This window comes from Arenimonas terrae (genome assembly GCF_006265115.1).
Lineage (GTDB): Bacteria > Pseudomonadota > Gammaproteobacteria > Xanthomonadales > Xanthomonadaceae > Arenimonas > Arenimonas terrae.
On sequence record NZ_SMDR01000001.1, the window covers coordinates 202,923 to 227,590 of the forward strand.

Sequence of the window (24,668 nt, forward strand, 5' to 3'; positions counted from 1 at the left end):
AGATGAGCAAGGAACTGTTGCTGGTGATGGAAGCGGTGGCCAACGAGAAGGGCGTGCCGCGCGCCGTGATCATCGAGGCGATGGAGGCCGCGCTGGCCTCCGCCGCGAAGAAGCGCTACCACGAGCAGGACGTGTCCGTGCGCGTGGCCATCAATTCCAAGGACGGCAGCTACGAGACTTTCCGCCGTTGGGAGGTCGTGGCCGATGACGTCGTGATGGAATCGCCGGACCGGCAGATCCGCCTGATGGACGCCGTCGACGAGAAGGAAGGCGCCGTCATCGGCGACTTCGTCGAGGAGCAGGTCGAGAACGCCGAGTTCGGCCGCATCGCCGCCCAGGCCGCCAAGCAGGTCATCGTGCAGCGCGTGCGCGAGGCCGAGCGCACCCAGGTGGTCGACGCCTGGCGCGACCGCATCGGCGAGCTGGTCAACGGCATCGTCAAGCGCGTCGAGCGCGGCAACGTCTACGTGGACCTGGGCGGCAACGCCGAGGCCTTCATCCCGAAGGACAAGGCCATCCCGCGCGACGTGCTGCGCCCGGGTGACCGCGTGCGCGGCTACCTGCTGGACGTGCGCGCCGAACAGCGCGGCCCGCAGCTGTTCATCAGCCGCACCGCGCCGGAATTCATGATCGAGCTGTTCAAGCTCGAAGTGCCGGAGGTCGGCCAGGGCCTGGTCGAGATCAAGGCCGCGGCCCGCGACCCGGGCGACCGCGCCAAGATCGCCGTGCTCGCCCACGACCACCGCACCGATCCGATCGGCGCCTGCATCGGCATGCGCGGTTCGCGCGTGCAGGCGGTTTCGAACGAGCTCAACGGCGAGCGCATCGACATCGTGCTGTGGTCGGACAACCCGGCCCAGTTCGTCATCAACGCCATGGCCCCGGCCGAGGTGCAGTCGATCATCGTCGACGAAGAGAAGCACTCGATGGACCTCGCGGTCGCCGAGGACAAGCTCGCCCAGGCGATCGGCAAGGGCGGCCAGAACGTGCGCCTCGCCAGCCGCCTGACGGGCTGGCAGCTCAACGTCATGACCCAGGACCAGGTCACCGCCAAGTCCGAGGGCGAGCAGGCCACGGCCCGCGCGCTGTTCATGGACAAGCTGGAAGTGGACGAAGAGATCGCCGGCATCCTGGTCGCCGAGGGCTTCAGCACGGTCGAGGAAATCGCCTACGTGCCGGCCGCCGAGCTGCTGGCCGTCGAAGGCTTCGACGAGGACATCGTCGAGGAGCTGCGCGCCCGCGCCCGTGACGCCCTGCTCACCGAGGCCCTGGCGGTCGAGGAAGAGATCGAGGACCACAAGCCGTCCGACGACCTGCTGTCGCTCGAAGGCATGGACGAGACCCTGGCCTACGCCCTGGCCGCCCGCGGCGTGGTCACGCGCGACGACCTGGCCGAGCTGGCCACGGACGAACTGACCGACCTGGACGACATGGACGACGAACGCGCGGCCAAGCTGATCATGGCGGCGCGCGCGCACTGGTTCGAATAAGGCTGTAACGGCGTCACGCCATCGCGGCAAAGCTAGTTCCGGAAACACCATCGCGCGCTCCGGCGCGCAGCCCCAAGGAATCACCAACACATGTCTGAAGTCACCGTAGGTTCGCTGGCCAAAGTGCTGGGAATGCCCGTCGAGAAGCTGCTCGAGCAGCTGGCCGGCGCAGGCATGACCTTCAGCGGGCCGGATCAGGTGGTCAGCAGCACCGAGAAGATGAAGCTGCTCGGTTTCCTGCGCCGTACCCACGGCAAGGAAGAGAAGCCGGCCGAAGTCTCGGTCCCGAAGAAGATCACCCTGCAGCGCCGCAAGCAGGAAGAGCTGACGGTCAGCGCCGGCAAGACCAAGTCGACGGTCACCGTCGAGGTCCGCCAGAAGCGCACCTACGTCAAGCGCGACGACGTCGACGCGCCGGTGACCGACGAGCGCCAGGACGCCCTGCGCAAGCTCGAGGAATCCAAGGCCCGCAACGACGCCGAACTGGCCGCGCTCAGCGAGACCGACCGCAAGCGCAAGCTCGAGCGCGACGCCGAGGAGGCCTCGCGCGCCGCCGCCGCGGCCGCCGCCCTGAAGCCGGTGGTCGAAGACGCCCCCGAAATCGAAGAGCGCGTGCCGGAAGTCGAGCCGGTCGCCCCGGGCGCCATCGTCATCCACGAGCCGCGCAAGCCGCGCACCGAGGCCAAGGCCCCCGAGCGCAAGCCCGGCCCGATGTCGCGTCCGGCGCCCACCGGCCCGAACCGCCCGCCCGCGGGCGGCGCGAACAAGCAGCAGACTCCGCCCAAGCACAAGGCCGTGCGCGGTTCGCACGCCATGGTCGACAACGAGGGCGACGAGGGCCAGGCGAACCGTTTCGTCGCCGGCCAGCTGCACCTGACCGACTCCGAGCGCGCCCGCCGCGGCGCCGCCGGCAACCGCAAGAAGCCGAAGATGCGCGCGCCGGAACCGTCCCGCACGGCCAGCGGCCAGCACGGCTTCTCGCGTCCGACCGCCCCGATCGTGCGCGACGTCTTCATCGGCGAGTCCATCACCGTGGCCGACCTGGCCCAGAAGCTGGCCATGAAGGGCGGCGAAGTGGTGCGCGCGCTGTTCAAGATGGGCGTCATGGCGACCATCAACCAGGTGATCGACCACGACACCGCGGTGCTGGTGGTCGAGGAGCTCGGCCATCGCGCCAACAAGACCACCGAAGACGACGCCGAGGTCGCGCTGGTCGCGCACCAGGACGAGGTCCAGGGCGAGCGCAAGGTGCGCCCGCCGGTGGTCACCATCATGGGCCACGTCGACCACGGCAAGACCTCGCTGCTGGACTACATCCGCCGCACCAAGGTCGCGTCGGGCGAAGCCGGCGGCATCACCCAGCACATCGGCGCCTACCATGTCGAAACCGACAAGGGCGTCATCAGCTTCCTCGACACCCCGGGCCACTCGGCGTTCACCGCCATGCGCGCCCGCGGCGCCAAGCTCACCGACATCGTGGTGCTGGTGGTCGCGGCCGACGACGGCGTGATGCCGCAGACCATCGAGGCGGTCAACCACGCGCGCGCCGCCAAGGTGCCGCTGCTGGTCGCCGTCAACAAGATGGACAAGCCGGAAGCCAACCCGGACAACGTCAAGCAGGGCCTGGTCAAGCTCGAAGTGGTGCCGGAAGAGTGGGGCGGCGACGTGCAGTTCGTGCCGATCTCGGCCAAGACCGGCATGGGCGTGGACGCCCTGCTGGACGCGATCGCGGTCCAGGCCGAAGTCATGGAGCTCACCGCCGTGTACGACGCCCGCGCCACCGGCGTGGTGATCGAATCGGCGCTGGACAAGGGCCGCGGCCCGGTGGCCACCGTGCTGGTGCAGCAGGGCACCCTGAAGAAGGGCGACTATCTGGTGTGCGGCGTGCATTACGGCCGCGTCCGCGCCCTGTTCGACGAGAACGGCAAGCAGACCGATTCCGCCGCGCCCTCGATCCCGGTTCAGGTGCTCGGCCTGTCGGGCGTGCCCGACGCCGGCGACGACTTCGTCGTGGTCGCCGACGAGCGCCTGGCCAAGGAAGTGGCCCAGCAGCGCGACACCAAGCGCCGCGAGTCGCGCCTGGTCGCCACCGCCGGTTCGCGCATGGAAGACATCATGGCGCAGATGGGCCAGAACACCGGCCAGGCCACCCTCAACCTGCTGGTCAAGGCCGACGTGCAGGGTTCGGTCGAGGCGCTGCGCCAGTCGCTGGTCGCGCTGTCGAACGACCTGATCAAGATCAACGTCATCTCGTCCGGCGTGGGCGGCATCACCGAATCCGACGCCACCCTGGCGGCGACGTCGAAGGCCGTCATCATCGGCTTCAACGTCCGCGCCGACGCCACCGCCCGCAAGATCATCGAGTCCAACGGCCTCGACCTGCGCTACTTCTCGATCATCTACGACGTGATCGACCAGGTGAAGCAGGTGGCGTCCGGCCTGCTGGGCGTGGAGATCCGCGAGGAGATCCTGGGCATCGCCGAGGTCCGCGATGTGTTCCGCAGCTCCAAGTTCGGCGCCGTCGCCGGTTCGCTCGTCATCGAGGGCACCGTGCGCAAGAGCAAGCCGATCCGCGTGCTGCGCAACAGCGTCGTGGTGTTCGAGGGCGAGCTGGAGTCGCTGCGCCGTTTCAAGGACAACGTCGAGGAAGTCCGCTCGGGTACCGAGTGCGGCATCGCGGTGAAGGCCTACAACGACGTGCAGCCGGGCGACCAGATCGAATGCTTCGAGCGCATCGAGGTCCAGCGCACGCTGTAAGGCGCGCGCGAACCCATGGCGACCAAGAGCTTCCATCGCACCGACCGCGTCGCGGCCCAGCTGCGGCGCGACATCGGCCAGATCGTGCACCAGGCGGTGCGCGACCATGGCCTGCCGTCGGTCAGCGTTTCCGACGTCGAGGTCACCCGCGACTTGGCCCACGCCAAGGTCTTCGTCACCGCGCTGCTGGCCGAGCAGGGCCCGACCGCGGTGAAGGCGCTCAAGGAACTCGCGCCCGAGCTGCGCTACCAGCTTGGCCAGGCGGTGCGCATGCGCCACGTGCCCGAGATCCACTTCTTCTACGACGACTCGGTCGACAAGGGCGAGCGCATCGAGAAGCTGCTGCGCGAGAACCCGTCCGGCTCCGCCGAAGACTGAGCCCCGCGCGTGGGCCGCACGACCTTCCGCCCGCTCGACGGCATCCTGCTGCTGGACAAGCCCGCCGGCCTGAGTTCCAACCAGGCCCTGCAGCGCGTGCGCCACCTGTACCGCGCCGAGAAGGGCGGCCACACCGGCGCGCTCGATCCGCTGGCGACCGGCCTGCTGCCCCTGTGTTTCGGCGAGGCAACCAAGATCGCCGGCCTGCTGCTGGGCGGCCGCAAGGCCTACGAGGCGCAGATCCGCTTCGGCGCCACCACCGACACCGATGATGCCGACGGCACGGTGCTGCGCGAGCGGCCGGTTCCGCCGCTGGACCGCGCCCGGATTGAGGCGGCGCTGCGGCCCTTCCTCGGCCGCATCCGCCAGCGCCCGCCGATCTATTCCGCGCTCAAGCAGGGCGGCGAGCCGCTTTATGCCAAGGCCCGGCGCGGCGAGACCATCGAGGTGGCCGAGCGCGAGGTCGAGATCCAGGACATCACCGTGCTGGCCCTGGACGGCCCGCTGCTGCGCCTGGCCGTGACCTGCGGCTCGGGCACCTACATCCGCAGCCTGGCCCGCGACCTGGGCGAGGCGCTGGGCTGCGGCGGCCACATCACCGCGCTGCGCCGGACCTGGGTCGAGCCCTTCCTGTCCCCGGACATGATGACGCCCGACCAGCTCCAGGCCCTGGCCGACGCCGGCGGCGAAGCGGCCCTGGATGCCCGGCTGCTGCCGGTCGAGGCCGGGCTGGCCCATTTCCCGGCCCTGGCCCTGGACCCCGACCAGGCGCGGCGCCTGGGGCAGGGCCAGGTACTCGCCATCGACGGCGCCGCCCCCGTCGAGACCCTCAACCTCACCGACCTGAACGGCCGTTCCCTGGGGCTGGGCGAGCTGCGTGAAGACGGTTCCCTGCGGCCCAGGCGCCTGTTCCGCTGGGCTTCGGCGCAATAAGCGCGCGTGTTCCCGCGCCCCCGCATGGCGGGGGACCGCGGTTCCTGTGCCGCTAAAGCCTTGTCCGCAAAGGCCCGCTCGGCTACAATTTCGCGGCTTTCACGAGCACCTCCCAACCGGCGGGCCACGCGGTGCGGCGCCAATCCTGGCCCCGTTCCTGCAGGCTGCGCATCACAAGGAAATACAGAAATGTCCATCGATTCCGCCAAGATCATCGAAGAGTTCAAGCGCGTCCCCAACGACACCGGTTCGCCGGAAGTCCAGGTGGCCCTGCTCTCCGCCCGCATCGACCAGCTGACCGACCACTTCAAGGCGCACAAGCAGGACCACCACTCCCGCCGCGGCCTGCTCAAGATGGTCAACCAGCGCCGTTCGCTGCTGGGCTACCTCAAGAAGAAGGACGCCGCGCGCTATCAGACGCTGATCGAGCGCCTGGGCCTGCGCCGCTAAGGCAAGCAACAACGACGCGGCGCCGATGGCGCCGCGTCGCATTTGGGCGGTCGCCCGGATGCGAAGCCGCCGGGCAGGGTGCCCGCCGGTTCATGAATCAGAAGACTCAAGGACTACACAACGTGGCGAAAGTAACCAAGACCTTCCAGTACGGCCAGCACCAGGTGACCCTGGAGACCGGCGAGATCGCGCGCCAGGCCAGCTCCGTCATCGTCAAGATGGACGACACCGTCGTGCTCGTCACGGCCGTCGGCAACCGCACGGCGAAGGAAGGCCAGGATTTCTTCCCGCTCACGGTCGACTACATCGAGAAGTTCTACGCCGGCGGCCGCATCCCGGGAGGCTTCTTCAAGCGCGAAGGCCGCCAGACCGAGAAGGAGACGCTGATCTCCCGCCTCATCGACCGTCCGTGCCGTCCGCTGTTCCCGGAAGGCTTCACCAATGAAGTCCAGGTCATCGCCACCGTGATGTCGCTGAACCCGGAAATCGACGGCGACATCCCGGCGCTGATCGGCGCGTCCGCCGCGCTGGCGCTGTCGGGCCTGCCGTTCAACGGCCCGATCGGTGCCGCCAAGGTCGGCTACATCGACGGCAAGTACATCCTCAACCCGACCACCACCCAGCTGCAGACCTCGAAGCTCGAGCTGGTCGTCGCCGGTACCGCCAAGGCCGTGCTGATGGTGGAATCCGAAGCCGCGCTGCTGTCCGAGGACGTGATGCTCGGCGCCGTCGTGTTCGGCCACCAGGCCCAGCAGGCCGTGATCAACGCGATCAACGAGCTCGTCGCCGAAGTCGGCGTCAAGCGCTGGGACTGGACCGCGCCGGCCAAGAACGAAGCGCTGGTCGCTGCCGTCGCCGGCGCCGTGGGCGACCGCCTCGCCGCCGCCTACGCCGTGAAGGACAAGATCGAGCGTCGCGACGCGATCTCCAAGCTGAAGAAGGAAGTGGTCGAGTCGCTCAAGCCCAAGGCCGTGGAAGCGGGCTGGAACGTGGCCGACCTGGGCAAGGAATTCAGCGAGCTCGAGTACAACTCGATGCGTTCTTCGGTGCTCAAGACCAAGTCCCGCATCGACGGCCGCGACCTGACCACCGTGCGCCCGATCACCGTCAAGACCGGCGTGCTGCCGCGCGTGCACGGCTCGTCGCTGTTCACCCGCGGCGAGACCCAGGCGATCGTCGCGATCACCCTGGGCACCGCCCGTGACGGCCAGATCATCGACCAGGCCGCCGGCGAGTACAAAGAGCACTTCCTGTTCCACTACAACTTCCCCCCGTACTCGGTCGGTGAAGCCGGCCGCATGATGGGCCCGAAGCGCCGCGAGATCGGCCACGGCCGCCTCGCCAAGCGCGGCGTGCTCGCCGTGATGCCGAGCATGGAGTCGTTCCCGTACACCGTGCGCGTCGTCTCCGAGATCACCGAGTCGAACGGCTCCTCGTCGATGGCGTCGGTCTGCGGCTCCTCGCTCGCGCTGATGGACGCCGGCGTGCCGGTGAAGTCGCCGGTCGCGGGCATCGCGATGGGCCTGATCAAGGAAGGCGACGATTTCGCCGTGCTGTCCGACATCCTGGGTGACGAAGACCACCTCGGCGACATGGACTTCAAGGTGGCCGGTTCCGCCGAGGGCATCTCCGCCCTGCAGATGGACATCAAGATCGAAGGCATCACCGAAGAGATCATGAAGATCGCGCTGTCGCAGGCGAAGCAGGGCCGCCTGCACATCCTCGGCGAGATGGCCAAGGCGATCAGCACGCCGCGCACCGAAATGAGCGAGTACGCGCCGCGCCTGCTGACCATGAAGATCCACCCGGACAAGATCCGCGAAGTGATCGGCAAGGGCGGTTCGGTGATCCAGGCGATCACCAAGGAAACCGGCACCCAGATCGACATCCAGGACGACGGCACCATCGTCATCGCCTCGGTCAACGCCGCCGCCGCCCAGGCCGCGAAGGCGCGCATCGAGTCGATCACGTCGGACGTCGAGCCGGGCCGCATCTACGAGGGCAAGGTCGCCAAGCTGATGGATTTCGGTGCGTTCGTCACCATCGCCCCGGGCAAGGACGGCCTGGTGCACGTGTCGCAGATCTCCAACGAGCGCGTCGAGAAGGTCTCCGACAAGCTCAAGGAAGGCGACGTGGTGAAGGTCAAGGTGCTGGAAGTCGACAAGCAGGGCCGCATCCGCCTGTCGATGAAGGCCGTGGAAGAGGGCGAGGGCGTCTAAGCCTCCGATTCCCATGTTGTGCACGGAAAAGCGGGCTTCGGCCCGCTTTTTCTTTGTTCGGCACGAGGGCCCGGCCGGAAAGTTTTTCCTGCGTCCGCGTCGCCCGGCGGGCGGCCCGGTTTCCGTCTGCTAAAGTCGGCTCGTTCCCGAGCCGACGATGGTGCCGGTATGAAACGCCATTTCTCCATGCTCCGCGATTTCCACCTGGCCGACTGGTTCACGCTGGCCAACGCCTTCTGCGGCACCGGCGCCATCTTCGCGGCGATGCGCTTCCTGCAGGACGGCCACGTCACCGACCTGCTCTGGGGCATGGCCCTGATCCCGCTGGCCTTCGTCTTCGACGCGCTCGACGGCCGCATCGCCCGTTCGCGGCAATCGTCCTCGACCCTGGGCCGCGAACTGGACTCGTTGTCGGACGTGATCTCCTTCGGCGTCGCGCCCGCGGCCCTGGCCTACGCCTGCGGCATGCAGGGCGGCTGGGACTGGCTGGTGCTGTCCTACTTCGTCGGCTGCGGCGTCAGCCGCCTGGCCCGCTACAACGTCACCGCCGAAGCACTGAGCGGCGACGAGGGCAAGGTCAAGTATTTCGAAGGCACGCCGATCCCAACCAGTCTGGCGCTGGTGGTGGTGCTGGCGGTCGCCGCCTGGCAGCAGCGCATCGGCGAATCGCTGTGGCTGGGCAGCGTCGACCTGGGCTGGCAGCTGCATCCGCTGGTGCTGATGTTCGCGCTGTCGGGTTCGCTGATGATCAGCAAGACCCTGCGCATCCCCAAGCCCTGATCCGCCCATGATTCCCTCGCTGGCCGATGTCGACGCGCACCTGGTGGGGCAGCGGCCGCTGCCCTGGCTGGCGCGGCTGCCGCGCTTCCTGCGCGAGTTCCTCTACTTCGGCGTCAAGGAGGCGCGGGCCTGCCTGTTCGTCGTGTTGTTCTTCGCGGCGGTGTTCACCGTGCCGCGGGCCGGGCTGTTCGGCCTGCCGCGCTACGACGTACTGCTGGTCGTCGCGCTGGGCATCCAGGCCTGGATGCTGGCGACCAGGCTCGAGACCTGGGACGAATTCAAGGCGATCTGCCTGTTCCATGCCGTCGGCTTCGCGCTGGAGGTGTTCAAGACTTCGCCGGCGATCGGCTCCTGGAGCTACCCAGATCACGCCTACACCAAGGTGCTGGGCGTGCCGCTGTTCGCCGGCTTCATGTACGCGGCGGTGGGCAGCTACGTGATCCAGGCCTGGCGGCTGTTCGACCTGCGCGTGCGGCACCATCCGCCGCACTGGATGGCGGCATTGGTGGCGATGCTGATCTACGCGAACTTCTTCACCCACCACTACATCGGCGACTACCGCTGGTACCTGGCGGCCTGCGCCCTGGGGCTGTACGCGCGCTCGACCGTGCTGTTCCGCCCCCTGGACCGCGACCGCAGCATGCCGCTGCTGCTGGCCTTCGTGCTGATCGGCTTCTTCATCTGGATCGCCGAGAACATCAGCACCTTCTTCCACATCTGGAGCTATCCCAACCAGATCGGCGCCTGGGCGGCGGTGCACGTGGGAAAATGGAGCTCCTGGGCCCTGCTGGTGGTGATGACCTTCACCATCGTCGCCAACCTCAAGCACATCAAGGAACGCATCCATGTCGCCGATTGACGGCGCGGTCGCGGTCGGTCTGGTCCTGGTCGTGCTCGACCTGGTGGGGACGTTCGTCTTCGCGCTCAGCGGCGCGCTGGTCGGGGTGCGGCAGCGGCTGGACCTGTTCGGCGTGCTGGTGCTGTCCTTCGTCGCGGCCTGCGGCGGCGGCATCCTGCGCGACACGATGATCGGCGCGACCCCGCCGGCGGCGCTGCAGGACTGGCGCTACGTCGCCATTTCGATGGCGGCCGGCCTGCTGACCTTCTGGCGCGCCGGTGCGATCGAACGCTGGCGCAACCCGGTGCAGAGCATGGACGCGGTCGGCCTGGGCGTGTTCGCCGTCGCAGGGGCGCTGAAGGCGCAGGCCTTCGGCCTCGGCCCGGTCGGCGCCATCCTGCTGGGCATGCTGACCGGCATCGGCGGTGGCATGCTGCGCGACGTGCTGGTCGCCCAGGTGCCCGCCGTGCTCAAGGCCGAGCTCTATGCCGTGGCCGCGCTGGCCGGCGCCGGCGTGGTGGTGCTGGGCAAGGCGCTTTCGCTGCCGCTGACGCCGGTCGTGGTCGCCGGCGTGGTCGCCTGCACCGGACTGCGCCTGTTCGCGATCCGCCGCGGCTGGCGCCTGCCGACGGCGGAGCCGCCGGCCTGAGCGTGGCTACATCACGATGCTGAAATTGAAGCGCGCGTCCGGGGCCTGCGTGCTGCCGGCATAGGCGAGGCTTTCCTTCAGTTCGGCGACGACGGCGTCGTGGTCATTGCGCAGCAGGCCGAAGCGGATCTTGCGGGCTTCGATCTCGGCCAGGGCGGCGGTGATCGCGCGTACGGCCTCGGTGGCCGCGATCCATTTCCCGGACAGGGCCATCACCTGGTTCGTGGACGTCATGCCCTCGGGCAGTTCCTCGTCGTCGCCCAGGTTGTACTCCAGGTCGGTGCTGTCGCAGAACGACAGCAGGGACACGCCAGCCGCGCGCTGGAAGATGCCGTCGAGCTTGTCGGCGTGCCGGTGCAGCGCCGCCTTGTCACTTTCGTCCGAGCTCACTTCGCCGTCGATCAGCAGGTTCGCCCACAACACGGTGCTCATGGAGATTCCTTGAAGGATAGGGACGTCAGGTATGCCGGATGCGCCATTGATTCAACAAGTCGGCCAGGGCCGCGGCCGTCATGCCGTAGGTGTCGGGCAGGGCAGCCTCGACGCCGGCGAGGTGGCTGGCCACCACCCGGCCAGCGCGCTGGCCGGAATACCCGGGCACGTAGTTCCAGCAGACCAGCTCCCGGCGCGAAATGAAGGCCGGGAAGAACGTCTGCACGTCGCCCCAGCGCACCGACCAGCGCCGGTACAGCGAACAGACCTCGAGGCCTTCGTCGTCGAGCTGCAGGTGGTTGCTGCCCGGCAGCAGGCTGACGATGGCCACCGCCACGCCCAGCCCGAAGAAGACGATGTTCAGCCAGCCGATCAGCGGCTTGCCCTGCGCGACCAGGAAGATGCCCATGGCCACGAAGGCGGCGGAGACGAGCAGCAGGATCACGAACTTCAAGGGCGGGGGCGTCAGTTTCATGGTGCAGGCGCGGTGGGCGGGTGGACTTCGTTTCTAGCGCAGGTCGGGGCGCGAATGGAAGGAGTGCTGGAGGAAACGCAGCGCCGAGAGGATCTGTTCGACCCGCTCGGCGGAAACGCTGCCGATGCGCTCGCCCAGCTGGTCCTTGCGCACCGACGAGACCTGCGAGGCCAGCACCACGCTTTCGCGCTCCAGTCCGCCTTCGCCGGCCGGCAGGCGCACCGTGCCGGGCTCCGAGCCGCGCCGGGCGTTGGTGGTGATGCCGCAGACGACGACGGTGTCGATGCGCGAATCGTTGAACAGGTCGTCCTGCACCACGACATGCGGGTGCCGGATCGGCGGCACCGAACCCTGCGGTCCGTCGGAAACGAGCCAGTAGAGGTCGCCGCGACGGATGGGGCGTTCGGACTGGCCCGAAGGGGGCAGGGTCACTCAGACCTCCAGCGAACCGCGGAAACCACGCGCGGCGTAATAGGACTGCGCGCCGTTGTGGTAGACGAAGACCTGGCCGTAGCGCCGGTCGCAGAACAGCGCGCCGCCCAGCTTGCGGACCGCCGGCGGGGTCTGGATCCAGCTGGAGGTCTTGAGGTCGAACTCGCCCAGCGCCTGCAGCTGCCGGTACTGCGCTTCGGTGAGCAGGGTGATGCCCATCGCGGCAGCCATGCCGGCGGCGCTGTCGGCGGGCTTGTTCTCCTTGCGCTCCGCCAGGGCGTCGGCGTCGTAGCAGGTGCTGCGCCGGCCCGACGGGCTTTCCGCCGAACAGTCGAAGAAGGTGTACGGGCCGGCCTTGCCGGCCGCGGCGACGACGTCGGGTTCGCCGCCCGTGGCCTCCATCGCGGCCAGCACCTTCAGCGCGGCGGGCTGGGCTTCGAGCCGCGCCTGCACCTGGGGCCAGGCGATACCTTTGTGACGGGACGTGTTCTTCTCGAAGCGCGTTTTCAGCACGTCGAGAAGCTCATCGCGTTGTTTCTTGTTCATGCCGTTTGAATCCCGTTCCGGATCATTGCGCCCTCGCCAGTTCCGAGGTGATTTCAACGACTCTTCCGTCCTCTAGAACGGAGGGGCGGAAGTGAAATACGTGGGCATTGGCGTGGCGGGAGTATCTCCCCCGTTCGGTGACGAACTCTACTGGAATCAGCGCGGCGTATCGCACCGACAGGTCAGCATCGAAGGCCACGGCTGCCAGCACGTCGAAGGGTCGTTGGTCGAGGTTGCGGATGGCTCCCAGCTGCGTCGATTTGTTCGGTCCGGCCAACCGTCTCCCCTTGATCTGGTAGCGCGTTCCGTCGGAATCGATTGCGTCGAATCCGGCGCGGGAAGGAACTTCCCGCGAAAGCCGCAACACCTTGCATACCAAGGCTTCTGCATAGTCGGCCACGGGATTGTTCGCGCTTCTCACAACTCCGCGCCGCGTCAACTCGTCAAGCAGCGCACCGTGGGCCGTGAGCAGCTGGCGGTCGCTCAATTCGGTCCAATCCGGCTCCGGCGGCAGAGTTTGGACTACGATGCCGCCGAATCGTGCTTCGTCGGCGCGGCAGGGATGGCCGTCGATGTAGCAGTCATGGCTGTCATAGGGGCTGTGGTCGTCGGCGTACTGCGCGCCGTAGCCGCCCGAAAGCCCCAGGTTGAAGAATGCCAGCGGACGGCCGTTGCGCGAACAGGCTCTACTTTCGCAAGAGGGGCAAACATAGCGCGGATATCGGGCAATCAGCGGCAGGGCAACGCCGCATAGGGGGCACAGGTGGGTCATCTCCAGCCGGGTCAGGCTAGGGTCGCTCACTTGGCGTGCTTGTCCATCAGGTCCGCGAAGTCGGACCAGGTGATGCGCTGGCGCTTCTTGCTGTTGCGGGCGTACCAGAAGAAGGAGCCGCGCCCAACGACCAGTTCCCCCAGTTTTTCGCCGTCAGCGCGAAGGACCAAGTTCAGCGCGGACGTGGCTTTGGTCAGGTCGACGTTGCGCAGCGACGCCTTTACCGTGTGCTTTCGGTCAGGCGCAGCCGCCACCTTCTTCAGGTGGCGCGTGGCGACGGTGGGTCTTGCCGCGGTCTTGCGAGTGGCCATTGACTGCCTTCCGATGGCGCCGGGCGCCGATCCGGCCCCGGTGCGGGGCGTCGGGACCTATGGTTGGCGACGGCCCGCGCCGGGTCAAGCAGAGGGCCTAAACCCACCCAGTCGCGTAGAACAGCCCGATGATCACGAACACCGCCATCGTCTTGATGATCGTGATCGCGAAGATGTCCTTGTAGGCCTGGCGGTGGGTCAGGCCGGTGACGGCGAGCAGGGTGATCACCGCGCCGTTGTGGGGCAGGGTGTCCATGCCACCGCTGGCCATGGCGGCCACGCGGTGCAGCACCTCCATCGGGATGCCGGCGGCATTGGCGTTTGCGATGAAGGTGTCGGCCATCGCCGCCAGGGCGATCGACATGCCGCCGCTGGCCGAACCGGTGATGCCGGCCAGCGCGGTCACGGTCACTGCCTCGTTGACCAGCGGGTTCGGGATAGAGCCCAGCGCATTGGCCACCACCAGGAAGCCGGGCAGGGCGGCGATGACGGCGCCGAAGCCGTATTCGGAGGCGGTGTTCATCGAGGCCAGCAGGGCGCCGCCGATCGCGGGTTTGGTGCTTTCGGCGAAGTGCGTGGCCACCGCGCGCCAGGACAGCAGCAGCACGGTCAGGATGCCGACCAGCAGCGCCGCTTCGACCGCCCAGACGGCGGCGATGCGCGGGATCTCCTGCACCACCGGCGCCGGGTCGCCGATCACCGACGGAAGGAAGGCGTGGCTGGCGCCGTAGTGCTGCGGGATCAGCACGGTGAACACCTTGTTCGACACGCCCACCAGCACCAGCGGCAGCAGTGCGATCCAGGGGTTGGCCAGCTTGTCGCCGGCAAACGGCGCGGGCTCGTTCACCAGTTCGGTGCCATAGCCTTCGCCCGCGGCCAGTGCGGCGCGCCGGCGCCATTCCAGGTAGCCCAGGCCCAGCGCCAGGATGAAGACGCCGCCCAGCGTGCCCAGCACCGGCGCGGCCCAGGCGTCGGTGCCGAAGAACGAGGCCGGGATGATGTTCTGGATCTGCGGCGTGCCCGGCAGCGCGTCCATGGTGAAGGTGAAGGCGCCCAGGGCGATGGTGCCGGGGATCAGGCGTTTGGGGATGTCGGCCTGGCGGAACAGTTCGGCGGCGAACGGGTACACCGCGAACACCACCACGAACAGCGACACACCGCCGTAGGTCAGCAGCGCGCACACCGCGACGATGGACAGCATGGCCCGCTGCGGCCCGAACAGCCGGATGGTGGCGGCCACGATCGACTTCGAGAAGCCCGAGACTTCGATGAGCTTGCCGAAGATCGCGCCCAGCAGGAACACCGGGAAGTACAGCTTCAGGAAGCCGACCATCTTGTCCATGAACAGGCCGGTGAACATCGGCGCGACCAGGGTCGGGTCGGTCAGCAGCACGGCGCCCATGGCCGCGATCGGCGCGAACAGGATCACGCTGTAGCCGCGGTAGGCGACCAGCATCAGGAAACACAGCGCCGCGAGCACGATCAGGAAGGACATGCCTTCGCTTCCCCAGGGGAAATCCAGGGCCCGAGTCTCCGCAGCGCGCGCGCCGGCGGCCACCTGTACCAAGGTACAGTGCCCGGCCCCACGGGGCCGTCATAGTCTGCTGGGCGTCGGCCGTCCGGCCGTCCACACGCTTGCAAGGGGAGAACATGAAGCGCAACCACCTCAGCCTGGCCATCGGCCTGACCCTGACCCTCGGCGCCCTGCAGGCGCAGGCCCAGGAGTCCGCCGCGCCGGCGCCCGCCGCCGAAGGCGAGGCCGTCACCCTGGACGCGATCCAGGTCACCGCCCGCAAGCGCGAAGAGACGCTGCAGGAAGTGCCGGTCGCGGTCACCGCCTTCACCTCCGAATCCCTGGACAAGCTCAATGTCCGCGACCTCGGCGACCTCGACGCCCAGGTGCCGAACCTGACCATCTACGCCGCGCGCGGCTCCTCGAGCACGGTCACCGCCTACATCCGCGGCGTCGGCCAGTCCGATCCGCTGTGGGGCGTGGACCCGGGCGTGGGCATCTATCTCGACGACGTCTACATCGCCCGCCCGCAGGGCGCGCTGCTGGACGTGTTCGACGTCGAGCGCATCGAAGTGCTGCGCGGCCCGCAGGGCACCCTGTACGGCAAGAACACCGTCGGCGGCGCCATCAAGTACATCTCGCGCGGCCTGCCCACTGAAACCGAGGGCCGGGCCGAACTGACCGTGGGCAACTACGGCCAGGTCGACGCCAAGGCCTCGATCGGCGGCTCCTTCAACGAGGCCGACACGCTGCGCGGCCGCATCGCCCTGGCCAGCCTCAACCGCGACGGCTTCGGCGAGAACGTGGTAACCGGCGACGACGTCAGCGACAAGAAGATCAAGGCCCTGCGCGGCCAGCTCGGCGCCTACGTCACCGAAGACTTCAACCTGCAGTTCGCCTTCGACTGGATGGACGACACGTCCGGCGTGCGCGGCGCCCAGCTGCTGGAAGGCAACCGCTTCGTGCCGCTGGCGACGCCGATGGACAGCCGCTACGACGTACGCAACGGCATGCCCAACGTCAACGACACCTCGATGGCCGGCGCCTCGCTGACGGCGAACTGGCGCATCAACGACGACTGGAATGCGAAGTACGTGTTCGCCAAGCGCGAATCCGACACCGAGACCAACATCGACTTCGACCTGACCCAGTCCACCATCGCCGACGTCAAGGCCTTCTACAGCGACGAGCAGGTCAGCCACGAGATCCAGCTCAACTACGACGGCGGCGGCCGCCACCGTGGCGTGATGGGCCTGTACCTGTTCGACGGCGAAGCCGGCGGCCAGGTGCTCAACAACTTCTTCGGCCTGCTGTTCGGCGACACCCAGGGCACGGTCTACACCGACAGCCTGGCGGTCTACGGCGACTGGAGCTTCGACCTCAGCGAGAAGCTCAACCTCGACGTCGGCGTGCGCTGGACCGACGAGGACAAGCGCGCCGACGTGCTCAACCGCGGCTACAGCGACGGCACCTACACCACGCCGATTTCGGTGGCGGCGAACTTCGACCGCACGATCAACTTCAAGAACATCTCGCCGCGCATCTCGCTCGGTTACCAGGCCACGGACGACATCCTGGTCTACGGCCTGGCGACCCGCGGCTTCAAGTCCGGCGGCTACAACATCCGCGCCCAGGCCACCGCGGTGCCGCGTTCGGCCGAACCCTTCGACGACGAGGTGGTCGACAGCTTCGAGGTCGGCACCAAGATGTCCTTCCTCGACCAGCGCCTGTTCCTGAACCTGGCGGCCTTCCACAACAAGTACGAAGACATCCAGCTGTCGGTGTTCACCGCCTACGACAGCAACGGCGACGGCACCGACGACGCCTTCTTCGGCGATTTCACCAACGCCGGCGAAGGCACGGTCAACGGCTTCGAGGTCGAGTACCAGTTCCTGCCGACCGAGAACTGGCTGATCAGCGGCAACCTGGCCTGGCTCGACGGCGAGTACGACACCTTCATGTACGCCGGCCTGAACATCGCCGACGAGCAGGAGTTCACCAATGCGCCCGAGTTCTCGGGGGCCTTCAATGTCGAGTACCGCACGGCCCTGGCCAACGGCGGCCGCCTCTCGGCCCGCCTCGGCTACAGCTACCAGTCGGAAGTGACCGCGACCACCGAGATCGTGCGCGCCGAAGTGCCGCCCAACGGCCGCCCGCCGATCATGCAGGACGGCTACGGCCTGATCAGCGCCGGCGTCATCTGGAACGTCAACGACGCCTGGACCCTGTCGCTGCAGGGCTCGAACCTGGCCGACGAGGAGTACCTGACCACGGGCTACAACCTCAACCGCGCGCTCGGCGTCTACACCGGCTTCTACGGCCCGCCGCGCCAGTACAGCCTGTCCGTGCGCTACGACTTCTGATGCCGATGTTTCCCCGGGAACTTTCCCAACGGGCCGCGCAAGCGGCCCGTGTTTTTGGCGGACGCGTCGACCCGCACGCGAGCAGCGTTCCCGGCAGCGGCACCGCGCGAGTGGCTCGTTTTTCGGGCGGACTCTTGGCGATCGCCGTGCTCTGCGGTTGCGCCGCGGAGCCGGCGCCGCCGCTGCCGGCGCTGGCGATCGACGCCGACCGGATCGCGGTCGCGGGCCTGTCTTCGGGCGCCTACATGGCCACGCAGGTCCACTTCGCCTGGTCGGACCGGCTGCGCGGCGCGGCGCTGGTGGCGGGTGGACCTTACGGCTGCGCCGGCGGCTCGCTCGACACCGCGCTCGGGCCCTGCATCGAAGCCAAGCCTTTCACGCCCGATCCGGAGCGGCTGGCGAAAAAGCTGCGCGAACGCGCGGTGCGTGGCGACATCGCGCCGCTGTCGGGCCTGGCCGGCGACCGGGTCTGGCTGCTGCACGGCCGCGAAGACCAGGTCGTCGCCGCGGCAGTGGTGGATTCGGCGCAGCAGCTCTACCGCCAGCTCGGCGCCGACGCGCCCGGGCTCACCGTGACCCGCGAAACCGGCGACTTCGGCCACGTGCTGCCGACGTTGTTGGCCGGCGCCGACTGCGTCGCCGGCGGCCCGCCGCACCTGGGTGCCTGCGGCCGGGACGCGGCCGGCGAGGCGATGCAGGCCCTGTTCGGCGAGCCCGGCGCGGAAGCGGGCGAGGCCAGCGGCGAACTGCGCCGCTTCGGCCAGGAGGCTTACCTCGAGCCCGGGCAGGACGCCCAGCTCGCCGTCGACGGCTATCTCTACCTGCCCGCCGCCTGCGCGGCCGGCGAGCGCTGCGGTCTGCTGGTCGCCTTCCACGGCTGCGAACAGAACGCCGACCGGGTCGGCGAGGCCTTCGTGCGCGACGCCGGCTTCAACCGCTGGGCGGACGTGCACCGCGTGGTGGTGCTGTATCCTCAGGCGCGATCGAGCTATCTGCCGCTGAATCCAAAAGCATGCTGGGACTGGTGGGGCTACACGGGACCGGACTACGACACCCGTCGCGGCGCGCAGCTGCGCTGGCTGGCGTCGGCGATGGCGGCGATCGGCGCACCGCTGCAATGACCGCCGGCAGGGCGCCGTGCTGACCGACGGCCTGGTCGTCGGGGCCGGCCTGCTCTGGCTGGGCCTGCTGTTCGGCACTGCGCTGTGGGCCGAACGGCGCCCGGGCCTGCTGGCGAAACAGTGGCCGGTGGTCTACAGCCTGTCGCTGGCCGTGTACTGCACCTCGTGGACCTTCTACGGCACGGTGACCCAGGCGCAGCGCTCGGGCTGGCCGATCCCGCCGACCTTCCTGGGCACGATCCTGCTGTACGTGCTGGGCTTCGGCTTCCTGCTCAAGCTGCTGCGGCTGGCGCGCGAGCACAACTCGACCTCGCTGGCCGACCTGGTGGCGACGCGGCTGGGCCGCAATTCCTGGCTGGCGGCCGTGGTCACCTTCGTCGCGGTGCTGGGCATCGTTCCCTACATCGCGCTGCAGCTCAAGGCGGTGGCCATGAGCTACGGCATGCTCACCCGCGCCTCCGACCTGGCGCCGCCGCCGTGGCAGGACAGCGCGCTGTACGTGGCGCTGGCGATGGCGCTGTTCGCGATGCTGTTCGGCACGCGCCGCGCCTCCGCGGCCGAACACAACCGCGGGCTGGTGCTGGCGATGGCGGTCGAGTCGCTGCTCAAGCTCGGCGCGATGCTGGCCCTGGGCGCCTTCGTCTGGTTCGGGCTGGACCTGCCGGACGTGCCGGCCGCGCCGCCGCCGCCCGACGGCGCCAGCGGTTTCCCGGCCCTCGTGCTGCTGGGCGCGCTGGCGATGTTCACGCTGCCGCACCAGTTCCACGTCGGCATCGTCGAGTGCCGCGACGAGACCCAGCTGCGCACGGCGCGCTGGCTGTTCCCGCTGTACATGGGGGTGATCGCGCTGCCGATCCTGCCGCTGGCCCGCGCCGGCGACGCGCTGCTGGCGCCGATGGGCGTGCCTTCCGACCTGTACGTGCTGGCGCTGCCGCTGGCACAGGGCCACGAGGCGCTGGCCCTGCTGGCCTTCCTGGGCGGGCTCAGCGCCGCGACCGGCATGGTCATCATCTCGACCCTGGCGCTGAGCGTGATGATCGGCAACCACTGGCTGGCGCCGCTGCTGGTGCGCGGCCGCTGGGCCGGCGGCGGCAAGGGCGCCGACCTGCGCGGCGCGGTGCTGATGCAGCGGCGCATCGGCATCCTGGTGGTGGTGCTGCTGGCCTGGCTCTACAGTCGCGCCATCGCCGGCAGCGACGCGCTGGCCGATATCGGTGCGCTGTCGTTCTCGGGCCTGGCGACGCTGGCGCCGGCGGTGGGCTTCGCGGTGTGGCGGCCGCAGACGCCGGCGCGCGCGGTGCTTGCGGGCGTGGTGGCGGCGGTGCTCGTGTGGATATGGGTGCTGCTGGTGCCGGCGCTGGCCGAGGCCGCGGGTCATTCCGCGCCGTGGCTCGTGCAGGGGCCGTTCGGCCTGGCCTGGCTGGCGCCGGACGCGATGTTCGGCCTGGGCGAGTGGAGCCGCATCGGCCGCGCCACCGCCCTGAGCCTGCTGGCCGGGGCGGGCGTGACCTGGGTGCTGGCCTCGCGGCTGGACGTGGCGCCGGACCGTGCGGTCGGTGGCGGACTGTCGCGCGCCGGGCTGCGCGAAGTCGCGGCGCGGTTCCTGCCGGCGCAGCGCGTGGACGCGGTGCTGGCCGACACCGGCGCCGACGCCGCGGTGCCGGCCGAGATCGAGCAGCGCATCGAACGCGAGCTGGCGGCGGTGCTGGGCGCCGCCTCGGCGCGCCTGCTGCTCGACGCCGCGCGGCGCGAACAGGGCCGCGACCTCGACACCGTCGCCACCATCGTGGGCGAAGCCTCGCAGGCGCTGCGCTTCAACCAGCGCGTGCTCGAGGCGGCGCTGGAGAACATGAGCCAGGGCATCAGCGTGGTCGACGCCGAGCTGCGCCTGGTGGCCTGGAACCGGCGCTATGCCGAACTGTTCGACTATCCGGCGACCCTGCTGCAGGTCGGTGTGCCGGTGTCGGAGCTGGTCGCGCACAACGTGCGCCGCGGCCTTGCCGGCCCGGGCCGCGGCGACGGCGAGGTGGGCAAGCGCATCGCGCACATGCGCGCCGGCACCCCCTACGTCGCCGAGCGCCGCTTCGGTGAGACCGTGGTCGAGATCCGCGGCAACCCGATGCCCGGCGGCGGTTTTGTCGCCACCTTCACCGACGTCACCGATTTCCGGCGCAACGAGCAGGCGCTCAAGTCGGTGGCCGAGACGCTGGAGCAGCGCGTCGCCGAGCGCACCGCCGAACTGGCCGGCGCCAAGGGCGAGGCCGAGCGCGCCAACCGGGCCAAGACCCGCTTCCTGGCGGCGGTCAGCCACGACCTGGCGCAGCCGCTCAACGCCGCCCACCTGTTCGTGCACGCGCTGGCACCGCAGCTGACGGAGCGCCGGCATGTCGAAGCGCTGGTCAATATCGACGGTGCGCTGGGTTCGGCCGAATCGCTGCTGGCCGGCCTGCTCGACATCTCGCGGCTCGACGCCGGCGGCATGGAGCCGAAGGAGCAGGCCTTCCGCATCGGCGACCTGCTGCAGCATCTGGCCGCCGAATTCCGCGTGCTGGCGGCCGAGAAGCGCCTGCCGCTGGACTGCGTCGGCACCGGGGCCTGGGTGCGCAGCGACCCGCAGCTGCTGCGCCGCGTGCTGCAGAACTTCCTGGGCAATGCGGTGAAGTACACGGCCCGCGGCCGCATCCTGGTGGGCGTGCGCCGCCGCGGCGACGCGCTGTCGATCGAAGTCTGGGACACCGGCCCCGGCATCGCCGAAAGCGACCAGAGCCTGATCTTCGAGGAGTTCCGCCGGCTCGACCGCGGCGGGCAGGGGCTGGGCCTGGGCCTGGCGATCGCCGAGCGCATCGCGCGCCTGCTGGGGCATCCGCTGCGGCTGCGCTCCTGGCCGGGGCGCGGCACCATGTTCGCAATCGATGTGCCGCGCGCGGCGCCGGCGCCGGTGGCCGCGGCGGCGCCGGAACCCGCCACCCCGGAACCACCGCGCAGCCGCGTGCTGGTCGTGGACAACGACGCCGACGTGCTTCGAGCCATGCAGGCCCTGCTGGGCGGCTGGCAGTGCGAGGTGCTGGCCGCGCGCGACGCCGACGAGGCGCAGCGGCTGGCCGCCGGCGCGATGCCGGACCTGCTGCTGCTCGACTTCCACCTCGACGGCGGCGACACCGGCCTGGCCCTGCGCGAACGCCTGGCGGCGACCCTGCCGGCGCGACCCTGCGTCATCATCACCGCCGACCACAGCGCCGACGTGCGCGACGCAGTCGCCGCCGCCGGCTGCGTGCTGCTGCACAAGCCGCTCAAGCCGCTGGCGCTGAAGTCGGTGATGTCCCGACTGCTGGCACGCTAACCCGGGGTCAGAGTGCATTTATCCAGATAAATGCACTCTGACCCCGGATTAGCGCTTGCGCTCAGCGTGGGGCGTCCAGGTTTTCCGGCGTCAGCGGCGCCAGCGCGCCGTTCGCGAAGGGGCGTGGTGTGGTCTGGATCTCGGCATCGCCCGGCAGGGGAGCGCCTTCCGCCACCGTCGCCCAGGCGGCATCGAGTGCGCGGTAGCCGTAGGGCAGCATCGGCACGTAGCGCATGGCCAGCACCGGCAGGCCGAGGAAGGCGTCGAAGTGCTGGGCGTTGCGCACGCGCCAGTAGCTGACCGGGCGCGCGCTGGCGTCGGCCCAGCGCGCGTAGGCGGCGCCGCTGAAGGCTTCCGGCACCAGGCCGTCGTCGGCGCCGTGCACCACGATCACCGGCAGGCCGGCGCGGGGCAGGGCGGCGCGGGTCTGGGCGATGCCGGCGCGCACGGCGCCCCCGGCGTCGTCCCAGAGGCCGCGCAGGCAATTCAGTCCCGGCAGGGCAGGGTCGGCGCCGCTGGCCTGGCCATCGAGCAGGCCGATGCCGGTGCCCGGCGGGATGCCGCTGCCGTCGCTCCACCAGGCCGCCTGTTCGGCCGCGGTCGGCGCGCGCGGTCTGCCGTCGGCGCCGAGCACGGCGAAGCCGTAGCCGCAGGGCATCGCCGACGCCGGCGTGCGCGCATAGGCCGACGCATAGGTGACGTCCACCGCGCGCCACAGATCGAAGCCGGTGCTGAGCGCGCCGGCGGCGATGGCCTCGTCGGTCCAGCCCGCGGCTTTCAGGGTCGCGTGCGCGGATTCGGCCTGGGCTTCGGCGCTGTCGCCCTCGAGGCGGCCCGCCGCCTTTAGCGAAGCGCAGCGCAAGGTGCCGGCCGGGTGCTTGCCGCCGTTCGGGCGCGCCAGCAGCACGCCGTCGAAGGCGGCGGCGTTGAGCGCGCAGGGCATCCACACCGCGGCTTCGGTGCCGTAGTCGTAGAGCGCGCGGCCGCCGTCGCCGGGCAGTATGTTGGGCGATACCGCGACCACGGCATCGAGCCAATCGCCCTCGAGCTCCGCCGCCCGCAGCACCGCGCCGCCGCCGTTGGACACGCCCACGGCGATCACGCGCGTGTTCCGGAAGGTCCAGGGGCCATCGCCGGGATGCGCCGTGTCCAGCACCTGCAGCGCGAACTGCGCCGCCTGCTGCACGTGCCGGCCCCAGTCGGCTTCCGGGTTGTCGCCGGAATGCGCGTGTTTGACCGCGATGCGCGGCGCGTCCTGATTGGCCGCCATCGCCGCGTCCGGCGCGAATTCAACCGGCGCGCCTTTCGCCGCCACGCGGCCATCGATGCCGAATCCGCGGCCGCCTTCCGCGACGTAGCCGGTTCCGGCGCCCTTGTCGGTGTAGGCCACCGCGCAGCCGCGCGGCAGGCCCCAGGCGCCCGCCAGGGCGATCGCGCCGTACACGCCGCGCGAGCCGGAGGATGCGGTCACCACCACGCAGCGTTTGCCGGCATCGAAGGCATCGGGCAGCTGCACCAGCACGCGGTGCGGCTGATTGCGCCCGGGCAGCCGGGCGAAGGCGTGGTATTCGCGGCCCGGCACCGGCTGCAAAGTGCCGTAGACGCTGCCGTAGCCGCCGCCGGGCGCGAGGTCGGCGATGCCGCGCCAGTTGGTCCAGATCGCGCGCCGGCGCAGTTCCGCGGCGGTCGGCTGTTCGGGGTTGGCGAAGGCCGGTGGCACGGGGTTGCGCAGGCCGGCTTCGCCCAGGCCGGCGGTCAGCAGATCGTCGCCGTCGGCGTGGGCATGCAGGTGGACGCCCGCGTCCAGCGCCAGCGCCGGCGCGCGTTCGGCGGTGCCTGCGCAGGCCGCCAGCGCAAGCGCCAGCAGCGACAGCGCCAGTGGGCGCGAGCGGCGATCCCAGCGCGGCTGGGGGCGGGACGGCAAGGTCGGCATCGGGTTCATCGCCCGACCTTAGCAATGGCGCGTGCGGCCGGCATCGTACCTTGGTACGACGCGCCGCCGCGGCGGCCCTGCTAGGGTGGGAAATCCCTATCGCCCCAAGGACTTCGCCATGAGCGACCGCTTCCTCGCCGGCCGCTGCGCCCTGGTCACCGGCTCGACCTCGGGCATCGGCCTGGCCATCGCCCGCAGCCTCGGCGCCGCCGGCGCGCGGGTCGCCGTGAACGGTCTGGGCACGCCCGAACAGATCGCCGCGGCGCTGGAGTCGGTGCGCCAGGCCGGCGCGCCCGAGGTCCGCCATTTCGGCGCCGATCTGTCGGATGCCGCGGCCATCGAAGCGATGATGGCCGACCTCGCCGCCTGGGCGCCGGTGGACGTGCTGGTGAACTGCGCCGGCGTGCAGCACACCGCGCCGATCGCCGAGATGCCGGCCGCGACCTGGGAAAAACTCATCGCCATCAACCTCAGCGCCGCCTTCCACACCATGCGCCTGGCGCTGCCGGGCATGGCCGCGCAGGGTTACGGCCGCGTGGTCAACATCGCCTCGGTGCACGGCCTGGTGGCGTCGGTGAACAAGTCACCCTACGTCGCCAGCAAGTTCGGCCTGATCGGGCTGAGCAAGGTCGCGGCGCTGGAGTACGCGGCCGCCGGCAGCCGCGCCAGCGGCGGCGTCACCGTGAACTGCGTCTGCCCGGGCTGGGTCGAGACGCCGCTGATCGAACCGCAGATCGCCGCCCGCGCCTCCGCGGTGCACGGCGACCGCGAGGCCGGCGTGCGCGAGCTGCTGCGCGAGAAGCAGCCCAGCGGCCGCATGTCGCTGCCGGAGGAAATCGCCGACCTGGTCGTGTGGCTGTGCCGCCGCGAAGCGCACAACCTCAGCGGCGCCGCGCTGCCGGTGGACGGCGGCTGGACCGCGCAATAGCCCGCTGG

The 24,668-nt window shown here is 69.7% G+C and carries 21 protein-coding genes; 13 read left to right on the forward strand and 8 right to left on the reverse strand.

Going from position 1 to position 24,668, the window contains the following annotated elements:
* Positions 1–2 precede the first annotated feature (2 nt).
* From nusA to E1B00_RS01040, 9 genes are all read left to right on the forward strand, one after another.
* On the forward strand, positions 3–1,490 hold the full coding sequence (nusA, locus tag E1B00_RS01000) for a transcription termination factor NusA (protein ID WP_139444805.1): 1,488 nt from the start codon (positions 3–5) through the stop codon (positions 1,488–1,490).
* Between the two features lie 90 nt (positions 1,491–1,580).
* Positions 1,581–4,247: a translation initiation factor IF-2 gene (infB, locus tag E1B00_RS01005; protein ID WP_139444806.1), complete on the forward strand. Its 2,667-nt coding sequence runs from the start codon at positions 1,581–1,583 to the stop codon at positions 4,245–4,247.
* 15 nt (positions 4,248–4,262) lie between these two features.
* A complete protein-coding gene (gene rbfA, locus E1B00_RS01010) occupies positions 4,263–4,625 on the forward strand; it encodes a 30S ribosome-binding factor RbfA (protein ID WP_139444807.1) in 363 nt (120 codons plus the stop codon).
* Positions 4,626–4,634: 9 nt separating this feature from the next.
* Positions 4,635–5,558, forward strand: coding sequence for a tRNA pseudouridine(55) synthase TruB (truB, locus tag E1B00_RS01015; RefSeq protein WP_139444808.1), 924 nt, complete (start codon positions 4,635–4,637; stop codon positions 5,556–5,558).
* 189 nt (positions 5,559–5,747) lie between these two features.
* On the forward strand, positions 5,748–6,008 hold the full coding sequence (gene rpsO / locus E1B00_RS01020) for a 30S ribosomal protein S15 (RefSeq protein WP_139444809.1): 261 nt from the start codon (positions 5,748–5,750) through the stop codon (positions 6,006–6,008).
* Positions 6,009–6,130: 122 nt separating this feature from the next.
* A complete protein-coding gene (gene pnp / locus E1B00_RS01025) occupies positions 6,131–8,227 on the forward strand; it encodes a polyribonucleotide nucleotidyltransferase (protein ID WP_139444810.1) in 2,097 nt (698 codons plus the stop codon).
* A 168-nt stretch (positions 8,228–8,395) separates the two neighbouring features.
* Entirely contained in the window at positions 8,396–9,007 is a 612-nt protein-coding gene (locus E1B00_RS01030) for a CDP-alcohol phosphatidyltransferase family protein (RefSeq protein ID WP_139444811.1), read from the forward strand.
* Positions 9,008–9,014: 7 nt separating this feature from the next.
* A complete protein-coding gene (locus tag E1B00_RS01035; RefSeq protein ID WP_139444812.1) occupies positions 9,015–9,866 on the forward strand; it encodes a DUF817 domain-containing protein in 852 nt (283 codons plus the stop codon).
* Complete coding sequence (locus E1B00_RS01040; RefSeq protein WP_139444813.1) at positions 9,853–10,494, forward strand: trimeric intracellular cation channel family protein; 642 nt, start codon at positions 9,853–9,855, stop codon at positions 10,492–10,494. The genes E1B00_RS01035 and E1B00_RS01040 overlap by 14 nt, the downstream gene beginning before the upstream one ends.
* A 6-nt stretch (positions 10,495–10,500) precedes the next feature.
* Here the strand turns inward: E1B00_RS01040 and E1B00_RS01045 are convergent, their stop codons facing one another.
* From E1B00_RS01045 to E1B00_RS01075, 7 genes are all read right to left on the reverse strand, one after another.
* Positions 10,501–10,926, reverse strand: a complete 426-nt coding sequence (locus E1B00_RS01045; RefSeq protein WP_139444814.1) for a hypothetical protein — start codon at positions 10,924–10,926, stop codon at positions 10,501–10,503.
* A gap of 25 nt (positions 10,927–10,951) precedes the next feature.
* Entirely contained in the window at positions 10,952–11,401 is a 450-nt protein-coding gene (locus tag E1B00_RS01050; RefSeq protein ID WP_139444815.1) for an STM3941 family protein, read from the reverse strand.
* A gap of 33 nt (positions 11,402–11,434) precedes the next feature.
* Positions 11,435–11,833 (reverse strand): type II toxin-antitoxin system PemK/MazF family toxin, encoded by a 399-nt coding sequence (locus tag E1B00_RS01055; protein WP_139444816.1) that lies wholly within the window; start codon positions 11,831–11,833, stop codon positions 11,435–11,437.
* Positions 11,834–12,379, reverse strand: a complete 546-nt coding sequence (locus E1B00_RS01060; protein ID WP_139444817.1) for a DUF4256 domain-containing protein — start codon at positions 12,377–12,379, stop codon at positions 11,834–11,836. It lies immediately after the preceding gene.
* 22 nt (positions 12,380–12,401) lie between these two features.
* The gene (locus E1B00_RS01065) at positions 12,402–13,181 is read right to left on the reverse strand and encodes a hypothetical protein (protein WP_139444818.1); all 780 of its coding nucleotides are present in this window, start codon (positions 13,179–13,181) and stop codon (positions 12,402–12,404) included.
* Positions 13,178–13,462 carry a hypothetical protein gene (locus E1B00_RS01070; RefSeq protein ID WP_139444819.1) on the reverse strand — a complete coding sequence of 95 codons (285 nt, stop codon included), beginning with the start codon at positions 13,460–13,462 and terminating at the stop codon, positions 13,178–13,180. The genes E1B00_RS01065 and E1B00_RS01070 overlap by 4 nt, the downstream gene beginning before the upstream one ends.
* A 97-nt stretch (positions 13,463–13,559) precedes the next feature.
* A complete protein-coding gene (locus tag E1B00_RS01075) occupies positions 13,560–14,957 on the reverse strand; it encodes a GntP family permease (RefSeq protein WP_139444820.1) in 1,398 nt (465 codons plus the stop codon).
* Positions 14,958–15,112: 155 nt separating this feature from the next.
* Here E1B00_RS01075 and E1B00_RS01080 point away from each other — a divergent pair, with 155 nt between their 5' ends.
* The 3 genes from E1B00_RS01080 (at position 15,113) to E1B00_RS01090 (ending at position 21,799) form a co-directional block, all read left to right on the forward strand.
* Positions 15,113–17,338 (forward strand): TonB-dependent receptor, encoded by a 2,226-nt coding sequence (locus E1B00_RS01080; protein WP_139444821.1) that lies wholly within the window; start codon positions 15,113–15,115, stop codon positions 17,336–17,338.
* Between the two features lie 110 nt (positions 17,339–17,448).
* Positions 17,449–18,459 (forward strand): extracellular catalytic domain type 2 short-chain-length polyhydroxyalkanoate depolymerase, encoded by a 1,011-nt coding sequence (locus E1B00_RS01085; protein ID WP_246048445.1) that lies wholly within the window; start codon positions 17,449–17,451, stop codon positions 18,457–18,459.
* Between the two features lie 16 nt (positions 18,460–18,475).
* Positions 18,476–21,799, forward strand: a complete 3,324-nt coding sequence (locus E1B00_RS01090; RefSeq protein WP_139444822.1) for a hybrid sensor histidine kinase/response regulator — start codon at positions 18,476–18,478, stop codon at positions 21,797–21,799.
* 61 nt (positions 21,800–21,860) lie between these two features.
* On the opposite strand, the gene E1B00_RS01095 is transcribed toward E1B00_RS01090, so the two are convergent.
* On the reverse strand, positions 21,861–23,723 hold the full coding sequence (locus E1B00_RS01095) for a 3-hydroxybutyrate oligomer hydrolase family protein (protein WP_246048446.1): 1,863 nt from the start codon (positions 23,721–23,723) through the stop codon (positions 21,861–21,863).
* Between the two features lie 127 nt (positions 23,724–23,850).
* Between E1B00_RS01095 and E1B00_RS01100 the strand changes: the two genes are divergently transcribed.
* Positions 23,851–24,660 carry a 3-hydroxybutyrate dehydrogenase gene (locus E1B00_RS01100; protein ID WP_139444823.1) on the forward strand — a complete coding sequence of 270 codons (810 nt, stop codon included), beginning with the start codon at positions 23,851–23,853 and terminating at the stop codon, positions 24,658–24,660.
* The last annotated feature ends 8 nt before the right edge of the window (positions 24,661–24,668 follow it).